Below are 17,337 nucleotides of genomic sequence, written 5' to 3'. Positions count from 1 at the left end.
GCGGCATGGGTGTCGCGGACGACGAACGCAGGTTGCTGACCGAACTGTTCGAACAGGTGGGTCCCGACGCGCCGACGCTGTGCGAGGGGTGGCGCACCCGCGACCTGGCCGCGCACCTGGTGCTGCGCGAACGCCGCCCGGACGCGGCGGTCGGCGTGCTGTTCAAGCCGCTGGCCGGGCACACGCAGCGCGTCCAGGACTCCTACGCGGCCAAGCCGTGGCCCGAGCTGGTCGGCCTGGTGCGCACCCCGTCCCGGCTGTCCCCGGTGTCCCTGGCGGGCGACCTGGCCAACGCGGTGGAGTACTTCGTGCACCACGAGGACGTGCGCCGGGCCCGACCGGACTGGGAACCGCGTTCACCCGATCCAGTGCGTGACGACGTGCTGTGGCGACGACTGGCCGGCATGGCGCGGCTCGCCTACCGGAAATCACCCGTCGGGGTGGTGCTGCGTCGCCCGGACGGTCGATCGACCACGGCGAAGCCGGGCGCGAACCCCGTGGTGCTGACCGGCCAGGTCACGGAACTGCTGATGCACGCCTTCGGCCGCGACGCCGCGCGCGTGGAGTACGACGGCTCGGAGTCGGACGTCCGCCTGGTCCGGGACCTCGACCGGGGTGTGTAGTCGCAGGTTGCCGAGGGTGACGCGGTAGATTTCCACATATGACCGCCAGTCCTACCGCCTCGCCCGGCCGCCCGTTCGGTCGCGTGCTCACCGCCATGGTCACCCCGTTCGACGCCCAGGGCGCGGTGGACCTCGACAAGGCCCAGCAGTTGGCCGAGCACCTGATCGGCTCCGGCAGCGACGGCCTCGTGGTCAACGGCACCACCGGCGAGAGCCCGACCACCGGCGACGCGGAGAAGGCCGACCTGGTCCGCGCCGTGGTCGAGGCGGTCGGCGACCGCGCCACCGTGGTGGCCGGCACCGGCACCTACGACACCGCGCACAGCGTCCGCCTGTCCCGGCAGGCCCAGGACGCGGGCGCGCACGGCCTGTTGCTGGTCACGCCGTACTACTCGCGGCCGACGCAGGAGGGCCTGCTCGCGCACTTCACCACCGTGGCCGACGCGGTCGACCTGCCGGTGATGCTCTACGACATCCCGCCGCGCTCGGTCGTCCCCATCGAGGTCGACACCCTGTTCCGGCTGGCCGAGCACCCGCGCGTGGTCGCGGTCAAGGACGCCAAGGGCGACCTGCCGGCGGGCAGCAGGGTCATCGCCGGCACGGACCTGGCCTACTACTCCGGCGACGACCCGCTGAACCTGCCGTGGCTGGCGGTGGGCGCGGTGGGCGTCGTCAGCGTCATCTCGCACTTCGCCGGCGACCGGCTGCGCGACCTGGTCGACGCGTTCGAGGCGGGCGACGTGAAGCGCGCCACCTCGATCCACCACGACCTGCTGGCGCTGCTGCGCCCGTTCAACCGGATGCCCGGGGTCACCTACGCCAAGGCCGCGCTGAGGTTGCGCGGCCTCGACGTGGGTAGCCCGAGGCTGCCCCTGCTGCCCGCATCGGACGAGGACATCGAGGCCGTCGAGGCCGAACTGGGAGTCAACGCGTGATCAACCCGAGCTCACCCCCGCCCGCACTGCCCGACGGAGGTCTGCGCGTCGTCGCACTGGGCGGCATCGGCGAGGTCGGCCGCAACATGACCGTGTTCGAGCACGCCGGCCGGCTGCTCGTCGTGGACTGCGGTGTGCTCTTCCCCGAGGACGACCAACCCGGCGTGGACCTGATCCTGCCCGACTTCCGGGCGATCGAGGACCGGCTGGAGGACATCGAGGCGCTGGTCCTGACCCACGGGCACGAGGACCACATCGGCGCGGTGCCGTTCCTGCTCAAGCTGCGCCCGGACGTCCCCGTGGTGGGGTCGCGGTTCACGCTGGCGCTGCTCGCGGCCAAGTGCAAGGAGCACCGGCAGACGCCCCGCCTGGTCGAGATCAGCGACGGCGAGCGGCGCGCGTTCGGCCCGTACGAGCTGGAGTTCTTCGCGGTCAACCACTCCATCCCGGACGCGGTGGCGGTCGCCGTCCGCACCTCCGCCGGGCTGGTGCTGCACACCGGGGACATCAAGCTCGACCAGCTGCCCCTGGACGGTCGGCTCACCGACCTGGCCGGCTTCTCGCGGCTGGGTGACGAGGGCGTCGACCTGTTCCTGGTGGACTCGACCAACGCCGAGGTGCCCGGGTTCGTGGCGCCGGAGCGCGAGATCGGCCCGGTGCTGGAGAACGTCATCCGCAAGGCCAACCAGCGGGTGATCGTGGCGTGCTTCGCCTCCCACGTGCACCGCGTGCAGCAGGTGCTGGACGTGGCCGGGCAGTACGGGCGGCGGGTGGCGCTGGTCGGTCGGTCCATGGTGCGCAACATGGGCATCGCGGCCGAGTTGGGCTTCCTGCACGTGCCGGACGGCCTGTTCGTCGACCTCAACGAGGCCATGGACCTGCCCGAGGACCAGGTGCTGTTCGTGTCCACGGGTTCGCAGGGCGAGCCGCTGTCCGCGCTGTCGCGCATGGCGCGCGGCGAGCACCGGCAGATCTCGATCAAGGCCGGCGACACGATCGTGCTGGCCTCGTCGCTGATCCCGGGCAACGAGAACGCGGTGTTCGGCGTGGTCAACGGCCTGTCCCGGCTGGGTGCCACGGTCGTGCACCAGGGCAACGCCAAGGTGCACGTGTCCGGCCACTCGCCGGCCGGCGAGCTGCTGTTCCTCTACAACGCGGTGCGCCCGTCGAACGTGATGCCGGTGCACGGCGAGTGGCGGCACCTGCGCGCGAACGCGGCGCTGGCCGTGGCCACGGGCGTGGTGGAGGAGCGGGTCGTCATCGCGGAGGACGGCGTGGTGGTCGACCTGGTCGACGGCAAGGCGGCGGTCTCCGGCCGGGTCGAGGTGGGTCACGTGTACGTCGACGGGCTGTCCGTGGGCGACGTGGGCGAGTCGACCCTGTCCGACCGGCTGGTGCTGGGCGAGGGCGGGTTCATCGCGATCACGGTGGCGGTGGACTCCTCCACCGGCCGCGCGGTGGCGCCGCCGACGGTGTCGGGGCGCGGGTTCTCCGACGACCCGAAGGCGTTGGACCAGGCGGTCTCGCTGGTGGAGATGGAGCTGTCGCGGACCGAGGCGGAGGGCATCACGGACTCGCACCGGATCGCCCAGGCCGTGCGGCGCGTGGTGGGCCGCTGGGTGGCCGAGACCTATCGGCGCCGGCCGATGATCGTGCCGACCATCATCCCGGTGAACTGAGTTCGGGAACGGTGGGTGTGCTCGGTCCGGGTGGGCGAGCGCACCCACCGGGCCCTTGGGCGGGTCACCTGTGGCCTGATCGCCTGTGCCTGGATCAGCCGTGCCCGCGCCACCCCGTGCCCGCGTGTCACCCGTGACCCGCGTCAGGGCGGAGTGAGCGCGTCGCGCAGCCGCCGCCGCAGCGCCTCGGCCCGCGGGTCGTCGAAGCCGGCGGTGGTGGTCAGGCCCTCCTCCCGGTAGCGCCGGGCCAGGTCGGCGTCACCCAGCAGGTCGACCGAGGCGGCGAGGTGCTCCAGCGCCACGCCGAGCAGCCACCGGTCCCCGGTCTCCCGGTGGACGGCGACGGCGAGCCGGTGGAAATCGGCCGAGTCCTCGTGCCGTTCGAGTTCGCGGTACGCGAGCCCGGTCCCGTCCAGAGCCTCGGCCTCGCGGCCCCGGTCCCCGTGCCGGCGGTGGAGGACGGCCGCCCGCTGGTAGGAGGCCAGGGAGTCGACGACCCGGCCCACCGAGCGCTGGACGTGCCCGTGCTCGACCAACCAGTACGCCTCCCACACCGGGTTGCCGTTCTCCCGGGCGATCTCCACCGCCCGGCTGATGGCCTCCAGGGCCTCCGGGTGCCTGCCGAGCCCCCGGTACGACCTGGCCAACGCGTGCAGGGCGTCGCCGCGGCCGAGGGGGTTGCCGACGGCCTCGTGGAACTCCAGGTTCCGCAGCGCGAGTTCGACGGCGGCGACGTCGTTCCCCAGCTGGTGGCGGACCACGCCGAGGTTCCCCCGGGCGATGGCCTGCCAGAGCGGGTCGTCCAGTTCACGGGCGATGGCCAGGCACCCGTCGAACAGCCGGTCGGCCTCCACCAGGTCCCGCCTGAGCAGGTGCAGCCGGCCCAGGCCGTTGAGGACCGCTGCCTCGCCCAGCCGGTCGCCGGTTCCGCGGCGGAGTTCCAGGCACCTGGCGAAGTACCGCGCGCCGTCGGTGAGTCGGCGGGTCTGCACGCACACCGTGGCCATGCTCTCCAGCAGTTCCGCCTCCGCGCCCGGGTCGCCCTCCCGGCGGGCCGCGTCCAGCCCGATCCCGGTGGTGACCCGCCAGTCGTCCACCGGCCCCAGGACCCGCTGGACGTGGTGCAGGACGGCGGCGAGTCGCCAGGCGTGCCCGTGGAGCCCGGCGTCGGCCGCCGCCCGCACCGCCGCCACGAGGTTCGGGCGTTCCAGCGCGTACCAGTCGTTGGCCTCCTCGACCCCGGCGAACACCGGGGACCCGACGCCGGGCTCCTCGTCCGGGGGGAGCGGAACGCGCGGTGACAGGGGGTTGAGCGCCGCCTGGAGCGCGTCGGCGCCGCGCAGGTACCATGCCACGACCCGGCGCAGGACCCGCACCCGCTCCCGGTCGGTCTCCTCCGCGCGGGCCTGGTCGTTGGCGTAGAACTTCAGGAGGTCGTGGAACTGGTACCTCCCCGGCGCGACCTGTTCGAGCAGGTGCGCCCCGGCCAGGACGTCCAGGACGCGGCGGGCCTCGCCCGCGCCGGTGCCCAGGAGGGCCGCCGCGGCGGCCGCGCTGAACGTGCCCCCGGGGTGGAGGCCCAGCAGGCGGAATGACCGCGCCGAGCTGCCGGTGAGCGCGCGGTACGACCACGCGAAGACGCTCCGCACCGCGTCGGCGTCGTCGTCGTCACCGGCCAGCGCACCCCACAGACCGGACTCGTCGCGGAGTTCCCCGGCCAGCTCGTCCAGCGGCACCACGGGTTCCCGGGCGGCTCTCTCCGCGGCGATCCGCAGCGCCAGCGGCAAGCGCCCGCACAGCCGCGCCAGTTCGGCCAGCTGGTCCGGGTCGTCGTCCGCGCGGTAGTCGGCGGTCACGTCGCGCAGCAGCGCCACGGCCTCGGACTCCGTGAGCATGTCCAGGGTGAGGCGGTGCGCTCCGTTGCGGAAGACCAGGCTGGAGAGCCGGCTCCGGCTGGTGATGACGGTCAGGCACTCGGAGGTGCCCGGCAGGAGGGGCCTGGCCTGGGCGGCGGTGGCGACGTTGTCGAGCAGGACGAGGACCCGCCGGTCCGCCAGCAGGGAGCGGTAGAGGGACGCCTTCGCCTCCAGGTCCACCGGGACGGCGCCGCGCGGGACGTCGAGCGCCCTGAGTAAGTGCTCCAGCGCCTGGGTCGCGTCCACCGGCGGTCCCGGGTCGTACCCCCGCATGTTCACGTAGAGCCGGCCGTCGGGGAAGTCCTTGCGGACCCGGTGCGCCCAGTGGACGGCGAGGGAGGTCTTGCCCACGCCGGCGGTCCCGGCGATGACCGCGAGCCTGATGGTGGACGGTTGGCTCGCGTCCCCGAGCAGGATCCGGTCGAGCCGCTCCAGTTCGGCGGTCCGGTTCACGAAACCCCGGACGTCCGCGGGGAGCTGCCGCGGCTGGACGGCCCACCGCCGCTGATCGGCGCCGTGGAAGTGGACGCCCCCGTGGACGTCCCTGGCCTGCACGGTCTCGCTCGCCGACCCCGACACCTCGGAGCGGGTGGCGCTGTCGTCCGGCGGACGGCCGTGCCCGTTATCCCGGTGCGTCAACGCGCTTCCAGCCGCGGGGGGTCGAGGTGCTCGATCTCGCGTTCGAAGTACGTTTCCAGGTCCTCGCCGGCCGCGTACAGGGCTTTGACCAGTTCGGCGCACCGGCGACCCGACTCGGCGTCGGTGGTGCGCCGGGCGCCGGTCGGCCGCCCGTCCGGCGAGTAGAGCACCTCGTACACCGCGCCCGTGCCGGTGGCGATGATCTCGGGCAGCGGCCCGTCCCGCTCGTGCTCCTCGACGCGGTCGGACCTCAGCACGCGGATCCTCTCGCCGGCGCCGGCGGGGATCATCAGGTAGTGGAACTCCCACTGGACGTACGGTTGCACCGGTTCTTCCACGACCCGCACCCGGTAGTGGGTGACGCCCTGGGCCCGCGTTTCCTCGTAGTACTCCCGGTAGGTCGACCGGGTCCCCTCCATCAGCCGGAGCGACTCGTGCCATCGCCCCCGGGAGAACGCCACCCACGGCGGGTCGTCCGGGTCGCTGAAGAACTGGCGCCGTTCCAGCTTCCACGCCTCCCCGGCGCCGTTCGGGTCCCGCCTCCTCCGGCGGAAATCGGCGCTGTACTCCTCCAGGGTCATCGGTTCGCTGCGGGCGCGGTCGAAGAGGTCAGGCATCGGGTATGTCCGCCAGGAATCAGCTGTCGCCGAGGCAACGTGGGAAGGGATCCTCGGTCCGTGGTCGACCGGTGATCGCTCCGAGGTGCGACAAATTCAGGCATAAACGCTAGCACCGATCGAGGGTGTATCTGTTCCGTCGAAGGCGGGTTGACCGGTATGGGGTATGGACTTTTCGGAAATTAATCCGTTCGTGGCGTCATCACCACCGTCCGTCCACTGTGTGGGGCTCCTGCGGGGGGCCAGGTTACGTCTTAGGGCTGAACGGGTCCGGCTTCCTTGATCTGCGGACGGGCGCGCAAGGTTTCGGCAGGCCGCAGTTGTGCGTGCCCGGTCGGCTGTCTTCCGCGCATCGGCGGCCTGCGGCATGACGTACGGATGATCCGGTTTTTCCTTCTGGTCGCCAACCGAACGGTCGGCACTCGATCGCCGCATTTACCGGGAACCGGCCCGTCCATAGTGTTGGCGCTCGGTTCTCCATCGGCGGATCAGGAATGGTGAGGAAATCCATGGGAAGAATCCTTGAGCGGAGACCGGCTGCCCTCCTGGCGAGGGTGGCCGCGTTCGTGCTGGCGGCTTCGGCGGTGGTGGCGCTCGGTCCGGTCGCGCAGGCGGGGACCGACGGGCCGCGGTCGGTCGTCACCAAGTCGGCCGTGCGGCTCGCGGCCTCGGACGTCTCCGCGCAGGCCGCCAACACCATCACCCGGGGCGCCTGGTCCTGCACGCTGACGGTGAGCAACCCCCTCCGCTGGTACGGCGGCTCGGGCGGCGGCGTCCAGGGCGCGGGGTGGCTGAACTGCTCCCACGTCATGCCCCAGCTGGAGATCTTCGTCGGCGTCGTCCGCAACAACGCGCTGGTGAACCTCGTGACCGACTACGACACCTCCACGATCCAGGTCAACACGGTCTCCTCCGTGTCCCCCTACATCCGGGCGAGCTACCTGACGGCCGCGATCGGTTACGTCGAATGGCCCGACGGCGTCATCACCGAATTCCCCGAACTCCAGACCCCCGCTTTCACGATCTGACCCTCGGTCTCCCGGTCCGCCGTCCAGGGGGAGGTGGACCGGGAGACCGCGTCACCACTGGGACGGGCCGGCCGGTCCCTCGGCCAGCATTTCCGCGAGGGTCCGGTTCCCGTCCAGGCCCTTGAGCGAGCGGATCTGCGCCGGGGTGTAGCCGGCCGCAATCAGGTCCCTGATGTCGAGCAGGTCCGGGTGGTGCGGCATGAGCTTCCGCATGAGTTCGATCAGCGTCTCGTCGGCCATCGCGAAGCGGTCCTCCTGTCGTCTCCGCACCGCGAGGCGGCCGGGGCGCACCCAGCGGGGTCCGCGTGCTCGCCGTTGCGCGGCAACAACATCGCCGTGGTGCCCCGCCCGGCCTCTCGATCGCCCGAAGCTACCGCTCGCCCACCCGATCCGACTACCGCTGGACCGCTGGTACCGGGTGGATCGTTGGGGTGGAATCGGCCGAGTTGAGTGGAAACCGCTGGTCAAGGCGCTCTAGCTTGCCCGCATGGAGACCAGGACGTCCAACGCGCTCAGTCGCGAACTCGGGGATGCGCTGCGCCGGGCCCGGTACCGGGCGCAGCTCAAGACCAACACCCTGTTGGCGGAATTGGGGTGGTCGGCGGGCAAACTGTCCAAATTGGAGACTGGAACGCGCAACGCGAGCACCGACGACATAGCGCGGTTGGTCGGGCACGTCCGCGCCGAGCCGGAGATGTACGAGCACATCATGGCGCTGGCCCACGAGGAGCCCAGCGGCCACTACGTGCGACCGCACGGTGTCGCGATGCCCGACAGCCTGCGGATGCTGATCCTGCACGAGCAGATGGCCAAGACGATCTGCGGCTACGAGGGCTTCGTCATCCCGGGCCTGCTCCAGACGGCGGACTACGCCCGAGCGCTGATGGGTGACGCGGAAGGTGCTGAATCCGCTGTGGCCACCCGCATGGCGCGCCAGAAGGTCTTCGACCGACCACTTGGCCCCAGGGGCCGCTTCTACCTCTACGAGGCCGCGTTGCACCGCGTGGTCGGTGGGCCGCAGGTGATGTACGAGCAGATGCTGCAACTGCTGTTCCGGGGCGGGGTGCGGCTCATCCCGTTCACCACCACGCTGCCGCGTTCGCTGAACTCGCCCTTCACCTACATGACCTTCGCTGACCACTTCCCCGTCACCTACGTCGAGTGCGGTCCGGTGTCGCTGTTCCTGGACACCTTCGAGTCGACCAAGGCGTTCCAGCGGAGCTGTAATGACCTCGCGCGGGTGGCGTTGAGTGAGGAACAATCGCGGTCGGTGTTCGCCGAGTGGGCGGACCGCTACGACCGACTGCGGGAGGCAAAGTTTGCGACCGAGGGTGAGGTGGCGTAAGAGCCGTTTCAGCGAGGGAGTGGGCACAAACTGCGTTCAAGTGGCGTTCGCGTCCGAAGCCGTGGGCGTCAGGGACTCCAAGAACACCACGCCGCAGTTGGCCTTCACCCCCGACGCCTGGCGGGCGTTCCTCGCCAGGCTCTGACACCGCGACCGATCATCCGACTCCTGGTGAGGCGCTGTCCGACGAGCGCCCGCGCTCACCGGGAGCTTCGGCGCGTCCGGGCGTCCTGGGGCTGTTCCCCGGGGCGCTCGCCACCCGCACCACGGCCGCCCCGGTCAGCAGCACCACCGCGCCGGCCACCTGCACGGCGGTCAGCTCCTCGCCCAGCAGCCACCACGCCAGGGCGGCCGACACCACGACCTCCAGCAGTCCGATCACGCTCGCCACCGCCGACGGCAGGTGGCGCAGCGAGAGGATTCCGGCCAGGTAGGCCACCACGGTGGAGAACAGGGCCATCACCGCCAGCAGGAGCCAGGACGGGCCCAGCTCCGTCGGCACGCCCACCGGGATCAGCCACGGCGGGCTGAGCACGGCCAGGACCACCGCGCCGAACAGCATCCCGACCGCCGTCACGCCGAACGGGTCGGCCCGGCCCGCCGCGCGTTCGCCCAGCAGGTAGTACGCCGCCAGGCACACGGCCGAGGCGAGGGCGGCCACCACGCCGACGGTGTCCAGGCGGGGTGCCCGCCACACCTCGCCGACCACCGCCAGGCCGACGACCGCGATCGCCGTGCCCCACCACGCGGCGGTCGGCAGCACCGCGCGGCGCACCAGGCGCACCCACAGCGCCACCAGGACCGGCGCGGTGAACTGGAGCAGCATCGCGATGCCGACCGGGATGCGCGACGCCGACACGAAGAACAGCAGCGGCGCGCCGACGACCGCGAACAGGCCGTAGCCCAGCGGCAACGCCCACCCGCGCGGTCCCGAACCCCCCGCGGCGAACCGCAGGGCGCGGGGGCGCAGCACGGCGGTGCCGACGAGCAGCACCACCGCCGCGAGGGCGATGCGGGCGCTGGTGACCTGGGCGGGTGCCGCGCCCGCCGCCATCACCGGTTTCGCCAGCACCCCCGAGGTGCCGAACGCGATCGAGGACAGGACGGCGAGGGACGTGCCGCGACCGAGCCCGCCGGCCCCGCCCACGGGTGCGAGCCCGCTCACGGTCGCCAGGGGCTGGTGCCGGTGGTGGGCCTCGTCGGGTCGTGGAACCTGGGCAGGTCCGGCTCGTCGACCCGCAGCGGCACCAGGCCCTCGGTGATCGCCCGCATGATCCGCTCGTGGGCGCGGCGCGCGTGGCCGGGACCGCCCTCCTCCAGGTCGGCCAGGTCCACGGGCTTGCCGAAGTGGACCTTGAAGGTGGGTCGTCGGCGCAGCCCGCGCGCGTAGGACGTCAGGTAGGGCTTGGCGTCGTCCCAGTTCCTGACGCGCGTGTTGCCCCAGTACACGGCCTCGTGCGCGCCCCACTGGCTGATCGGGACGACCGGCACGCCGCAGCCGAGCGCCAGCCGTGCCGCCCCCGTCTTGCCCCGCTCCGGCCACAGGCCGGGGTCGAGGCTGATCCGGCCCTCCGGGTACAGGGCGATCGGGTCGCCGTCGTGCCGCAGCGCCTCCTCCATGCGGTGGTACGCCTCGCCGACGTTCGTCGAGGCGCGGTCCACCCGCAGGTGACCGGAGGCCCGCAGCGCCGGTCCCAGGACGGGCGCGTCGAGCAGCCCGCCCGCCAGCAGGAAGCGCGGTGCGACGCCGATCCGGCGGCACGCGGCGACGAGGACGAACGGGTCGAGGTTGCCGATGTGGTTGGACGCGAGCAGCAGGGGACGGCCCCTCAGGTCCGCCGGGATGTCGCCGGTGACGTCGAGTCGTCCGCTGAGACCGACGATCGCCTCGTCGACGGCGGTCAGCACGCGCCACAGCAGTGGTGTGGGCACAGCGGGCAGGCTACGGCGTGTCGACGTGCCCGCGCACCGGGTTCCGGGCAACCATGGTCGTCGGGCAGCACACACCCCGCCTCGCGTGACTGCTGGGGCGGTTGGGGCTTGAGGGACTACCGTACACACCATGGCCGGCCGAACGGGAACCTCGCGCAAGGGCACGACCCGCAGCAGATCCTCCGGGTCGAAGCCCAGCGCCGGCACGTCCCGCTCGGGCGGCGCGCGGTCCGGTTCGCGGGCCGGTGGCGCGAAGTCCGGCGCCGGTCGGGCCGGTGCCGGTCGGGCCTCGGGCGGCAGCGGCTCCAGGGCGGGCGGCAAGCGGCCGGTCCGCCGGTCCGGGCCACCCGGCGGCGCGTTCGGGATGCTCTGGGGCTGGCTCAGTCGGGGCACCGGGACGGTGGTGAGGACCGTGGTCCGGAGCAAGGAGATCGACCAGGAGCACCGCCGCGACGGGCTGGGGCTGCTGCTGATCGTCCTGTCCGTGATCACCGCCGCGGGCGTGTGGTGGCAGGCGGGCGGCCCGGTGGGGCAGTGGGTCGACGTGGCCGTGCGCAGCTCGGTCGGCGGGCCCGCGGTGATCGTGCCCGTGGTGCTGCTCGGTGTCGGCATCGGGCTGATGCGGACCGACCCCAACCCGGAGTCGAGACCCCGGCTGGTGTTCGGGGGCGTCCTGGTCGGTGTCGGGTTCCTCGGCATGTTCCACCTCGTGGGCGGGTTGCCCGCGGACCCCCTGGCGCGGCGCGACGCGGGCGGCGCGCTCGGGTACCTGTCGGGCGGGTTCCTGGCGCAGGGGCTGACGCCGTGGGTGGCCGGGCCGGTGCTGGTGCTGATCTTCGGGTACGGGCTGTTGTTGCTGCTGCACGTGCCGGTCCGGCAGGTGCCCGCCCGGCTGTCCGGGCTGCTGCACCACCGCCGCGCCGACAAGCCCGCGTTCGAGGGCTTCAGCGACGCCGAGGAGCCGGACGAGGAGCCCGTCGAGGTCGAGGAGAAGCCCGCCAGGCCGCGCCGCGCCCCGCGCGGCAGGCGCGCCGCGGTGGAGGAGCCCGACGAGCAGCCCGAGCTGCCGCTGGACGAGGAGGAGCCGCCGCCCCCGCCGGTCGCGCCCAGGGCCGTGCCGAAGGTCAGGGCGAAGGCCGAACCCGAGGCGACGCCCGCGAAGACCGCGCCGCTGGTGGTGCGCGCGGTGGAGGGGGACTACCGGCTGCCGCCGCCGACCATCCTCAAGGACGGCGACGCGCCGAAGGCCCGCAGCCGGGCCAACGACCAGATGATCGAGGCCATCACCGGCGTGCTGGAGCAGTTCTCCATCGACGCCCAGGTCACCGGGTTCACCCGGGGGCCGACGGTCACCCGGTACGAGGTCGAGCTGGGCCCCGGCGTGAAGGTCGAGAAGATCACCGCGCTGACCAAGAACATCGCCTACGCGGTGGCGACGGACAACGTGCGGCTGCTCGCGCCGATCCCCGGCAAGTCGGCGGTCGGCATCGAGGTGCCCAACAGCGACCGCGAGATGGTGCGGCTGGGCGACGTGCTGCGCGCGCCGTCCACGGTGAACGACGCCCACCCGATGGTCATCGGGCTGGGCAAGGACATCGAGGGCCACTTCGTCACCGCGAACCTGACCAAGATGCCCCACCTGCTGGTGGCCGGCTCCACCGGTTCGGGCAAGTCGAGCTTCGTGAACTCGATGCTCGTGTCGCTGCTGGCGCGGGCCACGCCGGACGAGGTCCGGATGATCCTGATCGACCCGAAGATGGTCGAGCTGACCCCGTACGAGGGCATCCCGCACCTGATCACGCCCATCATCACCCAGCCGAAGAAGGCCGCGGCGGCGCTGGCCTGGCTGGTGGAGGAGATGGAGCAGCGCTACCAGGACATGCAGGTCAACCGGGTGCGGCACATCGACGACTTCAACCGGAAGGTGCGCTCGGGCGAGATCGCCGCGCCGCCGGGCAGCGAGCGGGTGTACCGGCCGTACCCGTACATCATGGCGATCGTCGACGAGCTTGCCGACCTGATGATGACCGCGCCCCGCGACGTGGAGGACGCGATCGTCCGGATCACGCAGAAGGCGCGGGCCGCCGGTATCCACCTGGTGCTGGCGACCCAGCGGCCCTCGGTCGACGTGGTGACGGGTCTGATCAAGACGAACGTGCCGTCGCGGCTGGCGTTCGCGACCTCGTCGCTGACGGACTCGCGGGTCATCCTGGACCAGCCGGGCGCGGAGAAGCTGATCGGCATGGGCGACGGCCTCTACCTGCCGATGGGCGCGGGCAAGCCGGTGCGGGTGCAGGGCGCGTTCGTCGGTGACGAGGAGATCGCCGAGATCGTCAACTTCACCAAGCAGCAGGCGCAGCCCGAGTACACCGACGGCGTGACGGCGGCGAAGGCCGGGGAGAAGAAGGAGATCGACCCGGACATCGGCGACGACCTGGAGGTGTTGTTGCAGGCGGCGGAGCTGATCGTGACGTCGCAGTTCGGGTCGACGTCGATGTTGCAGCGCAAGCTGCGGGTGGGGTTCGCCAAGGCCGGGCGGCTGATGGACCTGCTGGAGACGCGCGGGATCGTGGGGCCCTCGGAGGGGTCGAAGGCGCGCGAGGTCCTGATCAAGCCGGACGAGCTGGCGTCCGTGGTCGAGCTGATCCGGGGCGGCGGCGGGGCGTCCGACGACGAGGACTGAGGTCGGGTGGAACGGACGAGGGGGTAGTGGATGCCGTTACCGGTGGTGGTGCTCGCCGCGGTGGGGGCCGTGAGCGCGGTGGGCGCGGTGATCGCCCGGCAGTGGCACGACTCCCGCGACGTGGTGGTGCTGGGACAGCGGGCGGTCGGCAAGACGAGGCTGGTCAATTCGTGGCTCGGTGATTGGTCGACGCCCGAGCCCACCCGGTCCCCGAGCGGGTTCACCAAGATCACGCTGTCCGTCGAGGACCGCGAGCAGGCCCCTCCCCGGGAGATCCTGCTCGACACGGTGACCGATGTCAGCGGTGGGGACCAGGGCCTGCACACGGTCGCGGCCGAACTCGGCCGGGCGAGCGCGGTGCTGTACCTGCTCAGGGCCGACACCCTGCTGACCGAGGAGCGGCGCGCTCCCGGGGAGGAGCAGGGCGAGGACTGGGAGCGGGCGCAGCTCGACGCGGCCAGGATCGGAGGTCGCGCCACGGCCGCGAAGCGCGTCGTCTTCGTGGTGACCCACACCGACCTGGACCCGCGCTGCGCGCGGACGGGTTCGCAGGACTACCTGGACCTGGTGTTCGGGCAGCTGTCGGACCTGCGGACCGCAGCGGGCGCGCCGGACGGGGTGCGGGTCGTCGCGGGCAGCCTGGTCGACCAGGCGAGCGCCACCGCGCTGACCGGCGAGATCATCGAGAACCTGCGGTGACCCCGCCGCGCGCGACGTCCGGCCGGGCGGGGCCCGCGGACCGGGTCCTCTTCCTGTCCCACGCGGACTACGTCGAGCTGAAGGACCGCCACCCCCGGTTGATCAAGGACGACCAGGTCACCGTCGTGCCGTACCCGCTGCTGGGGAAGTGGGTGGCCGACGAGCGGATCAGGGACGTCCGGGCGAGCCCGAACACCGTGCTCATGCGCGACGTGCGCTCGGGCGGTTACGTGCCGGTGGAATCCGCGCTGACCACCCTGGCGCTGGCGCAGGCGCACGTGTTCACCGAGGTCTGCCAGTTGCTCGGGGCGACGAGCTTGAGGACCGTCGAGTCGGATCGGGAGGTGGGGGAGACGGCGGTCACCGACAGGTCCACCAGGGACGTGAGCGCCTCGCTCACCCCGGGGGTGTCCGCGGGTTGGGGGTCCGACACCGATTTCGCGCTGGGCCTCCGGAAAGAGGTGCGGCGCGACATCGAGGCCGGCAGCACCTTCGCCGGGGGAGCGCCGGACATCGAGGGGGCGCGGGCGGCGGAGTTCGACGACGTGACCCGTGCGCTCGGGCACCTGATCACGCTCCGGGAGTTCCGCACCAACCCGATCCGCCACTACCGGGCGCAGGTCGACTTCCTCAGCGTCGCGCACAAGCAGGTGGACCTGCTGCTGGAGTTCGCCCGGGGGCTGTCGGCGGTGCTGCCGAAGCGCGGTGAGCTCTCCCTGGACGTGACGCTGACCAACCGGTTCCGCTGGTCCACCGACACCAACCGGCAGCAGCGGTTCTCCATCGAGGTGTCGTTCCCGGACGCCTGACGCGCGAGTCGGCGGGCGGGTGCGCCGCCCGCCGGTGATCGTGGTCAGCCCCTCGTGGTCAGCCCTTCACGGCCAGGGCGAACTGCTCCTTGGTCATGATCGCGCTGGCGCCGAACTCGCGGACGGCGCTGTAGTACAGGTCGGCGGTGCGGTTGCACGCCCAGTTGCCCGCGCACTGGTGGTACATGTCGGACTTGAAGTTGTTGTCGATGCTCAGCCGGGTGGCCTCGGTGAACCGGCCCTGCCGCTTGTAGTTCCGGTAGCCGAAGTCGTGGCGGTGGCAGGCCGGGAGGAACTTGAAGCCGAACGGGTTGTCCGGTGACCAGGAGCAGCCGTCCGAGGACCAGTCCAGCTGGTCGCTGTAGGGGGCCTGGGCCCTCAGCGAGCTGAACTGGGCGAGGGACTTGGTGAACACGTAGTCGTCGGTCACCGCCGGGGCGTTGATCGCCGCCTGGCCGAGGCCGGAGCCGAGCAGCAGGGCTGCCGAGGCGAGCACGCCGGCGAAGGCGTTGCGCAGGGTCTTCATGGTTTCCCCTCGTTGCACGGGCTTGGGATTTTCTTACCCGGCGGGGGAGCGACCCGACAGCCCCGATCGGCTCACGCGGCGTCGACGACGGGTGAACGTCGGGTCAAGGGTGCGGATCAGCGCAGTCGTGGGCCCTGGTCCTGGTGCCGGTCCCGGTCCCGGTGCTGGTCGGGTCAGCGGGGCTCGTCCTGGTCGTCGCGGTCGAGGAAGCGCCGGATGGCGGGTTCGTCCGGGACCTCGTCGTCCTCGGGGGCCTCGACGAGGCGTTCGGCGATCGGCACCGGCTCGTCGAGCCAGGCGGGCCGGAAGTCGTCGCCGGGCACCAGCCGGTGGCGGCGGGCGAACTCCTCGGCGGCGTCGCGGATCGACTCGCGCAGCGTGCCGACCACGGCCGTCTCGGCGGTGTAGGTCAGCTCGACCAGCAGGGCGCGCATCCGGTCGAGCTGGTCCTCCTGGTCGGCGTTCTCGGCCAGCTTGGGCCACAGGTGGCGCTCGAACAGCTCGACGAAGTTGGCCGCGATGGCGTCGGTCGACCGGCGCAGGTCGGCGAAGCTGTCGAGCACGTCGTCACTGGGCACCAGCAGCGTCGCGAGCCTGCTGCCGGCCTCCAGCGCCCAGCGGCGGGCGTGCGGCCAGCCGCGCCGCCAGCGGATCAGGCCGAGCTGGGACGCCTTGGTGATGATGCTCGGGCGGACGTCGCCCAGCGGCACCAGGCGCCGGATGTCCCGGACGCGGACGCGGACCCAGTCGTCGGGGCCCTCCGCGTCGCCGACGCCCAGCACGGCCGCGACGCTGGCGCCCTCCTCGCGGGCCTTGACCAGCTCGGCGATGGCGGGCAGCGAGAAGCCGCGTGCCTGGAGGCGCTGCACCAGGGCGAGGCGTTCGAGGTGGGAGGCGTCGTAGTGCGCGACCCGGCCCTGTCGGCGAGGGGGGTGCAGCACGCCCTTGGTCTGGTACATGCGGATGGTGCTGCCCGGCAGGCCCACGCGGACCGCCAGCTCGTCGACCGTCAACTGCTCCACCGGCCCAGCTTGACCCGTTGTGGTTAGTCGAGTCAAGACTGTTCGAGTGAGGGCTGGAACAGTTGTCAGAGGTGCATCAGCATCCGGGTGTTGCCGAGGGTGTTGGGCTTGACGTAGGAGAGGTCGAGGAACTCCGCCACCCCCTCGTCGGCCGACCGCATGATCTCCTCGTAGACCTCGGGGGAGACCGGCGTGCCGTCGATCTCGACGAACCCGTGGCGACCGAAGAAGGACGTCTCGAAGGTCAGCACGAAGATCCGCTCCAGCTGGAGCTCGCGCGCCGTCGTGATCAGCTGCTTGACGATGCGGTGCCCGATCCCCCGCCCGCTCTGCCCGGGGTCGACGGCGACCGTGCGGATCTCGGCCAGGTCCTCCCAGAGGACGTGCAGCGCGCCGCAGCCGAGGACCGTGCCGCCCTCCTCCGCCACCCAGAACTCCTGGATGTCCTCGAACAGCGTCACCAGGGGCTTGGAGAGCAGCACCTTGCCGGCGTACTGGTCGATGAGGGCTTTCATGGCGCGCACGTCGCCGGTGCGGGCGCGACGCACGTTGATCGGGTCGGTCACGGCGACAAAAGTATGCCCCCGCGCGGGGGACCCGGCAGCCAGGTGAGGCGAGCCATGGGCGGACGGGCGGCCCCTGCGCCAACGGGGGCCGCCCGACCCCGTGCCCGACCGGTCCACTGACGTGCTCGGGGATCGGGCTCGATGCTAGTCACGTCGTTCGGCTCTCGGGCAACTACCGGGGAGCGCTTCGGACGATTTGGACGGCACCTGCCTGCGGCAACGCCCACCGGCTCGATCGACGCCGTTGCGCCAACGCGCCGATCGGTATTTTTTCGTACGGAATCGGACGGGGTGGTGGACGTGGTCGGACTGCTGATT

General features: G+C 71.9%; 17 protein-coding genes. 9 read left to right on the top strand and 8 right to left on the bottom strand.

The genetic code is table 11. From position 1 onward, the window contains the following. Positions 1-5: 5 nt before the first annotated feature. From ACFP3R_RS24720 to ACFP3R_RS24710, 3 genes are read left to right on the top strand one after another with little or no spacing between them, the layout of a single operon-like run. Positions 6-623, top strand: coding sequence for a TIGR03085 family metal-binding protein (locus tag ACFP3R_RS24720; protein ID WP_380638776.1), 618 nt, complete (start codon positions 6-8; stop codon positions 621-623). Between the two features lie 38 nt (positions 624-661). After that, positions 662-1,558, top strand: coding sequence for a 4-hydroxy-tetrahydrodipicolinate synthase (gene dapA / locus ACFP3R_RS24715; RefSeq protein ID WP_380638775.1), 897 nt, complete (start codon positions 662-664; stop codon positions 1,556-1,558). Next, positions 1,555-3,237, top strand: a complete 1,683-nt coding sequence (locus tag ACFP3R_RS24710; protein ID WP_380638774.1) for a ribonuclease J — start codon at positions 1,555-1,557, stop codon at positions 3,235-3,237. Before dapA ends, ACFP3R_RS24710 begins: the two co-directional genes overlap by 4 nt. Before the next feature lie 143 nt (positions 3,238-3,380). Here ACFP3R_RS24710 and ACFP3R_RS24705 read toward each other — a convergent pair whose 3' ends face one another. Continuing rightward, positions 3,381-5,792, bottom strand: a complete 2,412-nt coding sequence (locus ACFP3R_RS24705; RefSeq protein ID WP_380638773.1) for an ATP-binding protein — start codon at positions 5,790-5,792, stop codon at positions 3,381-3,383. Continuing rightward, positions 5,789-6,409 carry a DUF6879 family protein gene (locus tag ACFP3R_RS24700; protein ID WP_380638772.1) on the bottom strand — a complete coding sequence of 207 codons (621 nt, stop codon included), beginning with the start codon at positions 6,407-6,409 and terminating at the stop codon, positions 5,789-5,791. Before ACFP3R_RS24700 ends, ACFP3R_RS24705 begins: the two co-directional genes overlap by 4 nt. A 509-nt stretch (positions 6,410-6,918) precedes the next feature. Between ACFP3R_RS24700 and ACFP3R_RS24695 the strand changes: the two genes are divergently transcribed. After that, complete coding sequence (locus ACFP3R_RS24695) at positions 6,919-7,437, top strand: hypothetical protein (protein WP_380638771.1); 519 nt, start codon at positions 6,919-6,921, stop codon at positions 7,435-7,437. Between the two features lie 51 nt (positions 7,438-7,488). On the opposite strand, the gene ACFP3R_RS24690 is transcribed toward ACFP3R_RS24695, so the two are convergent. After that, positions 7,489-7,707: a hypothetical protein gene (locus tag ACFP3R_RS24690; RefSeq protein WP_380638770.1), complete on the bottom strand. Its 219-nt coding sequence runs from the start codon at positions 7,705-7,707 to the stop codon at positions 7,489-7,491. Positions 7,708-7,924: 217 nt separating this feature from the next. Here ACFP3R_RS24690 and ACFP3R_RS24685 point away from each other — a divergent pair, with 217 nt between their 5' ends. Then, entirely contained in the window at positions 7,925-8,782 is an 858-nt protein-coding gene (locus ACFP3R_RS24685; protein ID WP_380638769.1) for a helix-turn-helix domain-containing protein, read from the top strand. A gap of 40 nt (positions 8,783-8,822) precedes the next feature. After that, on the top strand, positions 8,823-8,927 hold the full coding sequence (locus ACFP3R_RS24680) for a DUF397 domain-containing protein (RefSeq protein ID WP_380638768.1): 105 nt from the start codon (positions 8,823-8,825) through the stop codon (positions 8,925-8,927). A 12-nt stretch (positions 8,928-8,939) separates the two neighbouring features. Here the strand turns inward: ACFP3R_RS24680 and ACFP3R_RS24675 are convergent, their stop codons facing one another. Beyond that, positions 8,940-9,947: an EamA family transporter gene (locus ACFP3R_RS24675; protein WP_380638767.1), complete on the bottom strand. Its 1,008-nt coding sequence runs from the start codon at positions 9,945-9,947 to the stop codon at positions 8,940-8,942. Beyond that, positions 9,944-10,714: a lysophospholipid acyltransferase family protein gene (locus ACFP3R_RS24670; RefSeq protein WP_380638766.1), complete on the bottom strand. Its 771-nt coding sequence runs from the start codon at positions 10,712-10,714 to the stop codon at positions 9,944-9,946. Before ACFP3R_RS24670 ends, ACFP3R_RS24675 begins: the two co-directional genes overlap by 4 nt. Before the next feature lie 130 nt (positions 10,715-10,844). Between ACFP3R_RS24670 and ACFP3R_RS24665 the strand changes: the two genes are divergently transcribed. From ACFP3R_RS24665 to ACFP3R_RS24655, 3 genes are read left to right on the top strand one after another with little or no spacing between them, the layout of a single operon-like run. Then, positions 10,845-13,397: an FtsK/SpoIIIE family DNA translocase gene (locus tag ACFP3R_RS24665; RefSeq protein WP_380638765.1), complete on the top strand. Its 2,553-nt coding sequence runs from the start codon at positions 10,845-10,847 to the stop codon at positions 13,395-13,397. 30 nt (positions 13,398-13,427) lie between these two features. Continuing rightward, the gene (locus ACFP3R_RS24660; protein WP_380638764.1) at positions 13,428-14,096 is read left to right on the top strand and encodes a GTPase domain-containing protein; all 669 of its coding nucleotides are present in this window, start codon (positions 13,428-13,430) and stop codon (positions 14,094-14,096) included. Further along, the gene (locus ACFP3R_RS24655) at positions 14,093-14,905 is read left to right on the top strand and encodes a hypothetical protein (RefSeq protein ID WP_380638763.1); all 813 of its coding nucleotides are present in this window, start codon (positions 14,093-14,095) and stop codon (positions 14,903-14,905) included. The genes ACFP3R_RS24660 and ACFP3R_RS24655 overlap by 4 nt, the downstream gene beginning before the upstream one ends. 58 nt (positions 14,906-14,963) lie before the next feature. Here ACFP3R_RS24655 and ACFP3R_RS24650 read toward each other — a convergent pair whose 3' ends face one another. The 3 genes from ACFP3R_RS24650 to ACFP3R_RS24640 all read right to left on the bottom strand — a co-directional run bounded on the left by ACFP3R_RS24650 (position 14,964) and on the right by ACFP3R_RS24640 (position 17,019). Further along, complete coding sequence (locus tag ACFP3R_RS24650) at positions 14,964-15,431, bottom strand: phospholipase (RefSeq protein ID WP_380638762.1); 468 nt, start codon at positions 15,429-15,431, stop codon at positions 14,964-14,966. A gap of 173 nt (positions 15,432-15,604) precedes the next feature. Continuing rightward, a complete protein-coding gene (locus ACFP3R_RS24645) occupies positions 15,605-16,453 on the bottom strand; it encodes a MerR family transcriptional regulator (protein ID WP_380638761.1) in 849 nt (282 codons plus the stop codon). A 65-nt stretch (positions 16,454-16,518) separates the two neighbouring features. Continuing rightward, on the bottom strand, positions 16,519-17,019 hold the full coding sequence (locus ACFP3R_RS24640) for an amino-acid N-acetyltransferase (RefSeq protein WP_380638760.1): 501 nt from the start codon (positions 17,017-17,019) through the stop codon (positions 16,519-16,521). Positions 17,020-17,337 lie beyond the last annotated feature (318 nt).

This window comes from Saccharothrix lopnurensis (genome assembly GCF_042658445.1).
Classification (GTDB): domain Bacteria; phylum Actinomycetota; class Actinomycetes; order Mycobacteriales; family Pseudonocardiaceae; genus Actinosynnema; species Actinosynnema lopnurensis.
This window is presented reverse-complemented; position numbering and strand designations above follow the sequence as displayed.